The sequence below is a fragment of the Bartonella sp. TT110JLCBS genome (assembly GCF_042193405.1).
In the GTDB taxonomy this organism is placed as follows: domain Bacteria; phylum Pseudomonadota; class Alphaproteobacteria; order Rhizobiales; family Rhizobiaceae; genus Bartonella.
On sequence record NZ_JBHILT010000214.1, the window covers coordinates 1 to 687 of the forward strand.

The following is a 687-nucleotide window of genomic DNA, read 5'->3' on the forward strand; positions in this document are numbered from 1 at the left end:
ATGCGTGATTTATTACCAGAAAAACGACGGAAAGATGCTGTATTAGCTGTCGAATATGTCATGACAGCTAGTCCAGAATGGTGGGTAACAACTACTCCAGAACAGCAAAAAGAGTTCTTCAAGCGATCAAAACAGTGGTTAGTAGAAAAATACGGACAAAACCGCATAATCGCAGCTGTTGTCCATAGAGACGAAATTAGCCCCCATTTAAGCGCCTTCGTGGTGCCTTTAACACAAGATGGTAGATTATCCGCAAAAGAGTTCATTGGAAATCGAACCAAAATGACAAACGATCAAACAACCTTTGCTGAAATCATGCAAAACCTTGGTTTAGAGAGAGGTATACAGGGGAGTAAAGCACAACACCAAGCCGTTAAACGGCATTACGGAATTATCGGAAAAGAAATCGAGTCATATATCGCCATTGATCCAGAAAAAATAGAACCAAAAAAGTTAAAACCAAGAGGATTTCTTGAGAAAATTGGATTAGCAACAGCATTTGAAACTTCCGAGTGTGTTGCTAGTCGATTAAGCAAAGAAGTAAACGAAAAATTTGCAAGTACAATCGCAATAGCCTCTAAAAGCCACGAAAATGCCCATAGAGCGACAAAGATGCAAAGAATGGTGGAATCCATAGGGAATAAATTAAAAGCGCTCCAAGAGCCATTTAAAGGGCTTAAAAACGAT

The 687-nt window shown here is 39.4% G+C and carries 1 protein-coding gene; it reads left to right on the forward strand.

The window, feature by feature from the left end:
* Nucleotides 1-687: MobV family relaxase (mobV, locus tag ACFILW_RS10535; protein WP_375685813.1), on the forward strand; the 687-nt coding region annotated here is incomplete at both ends.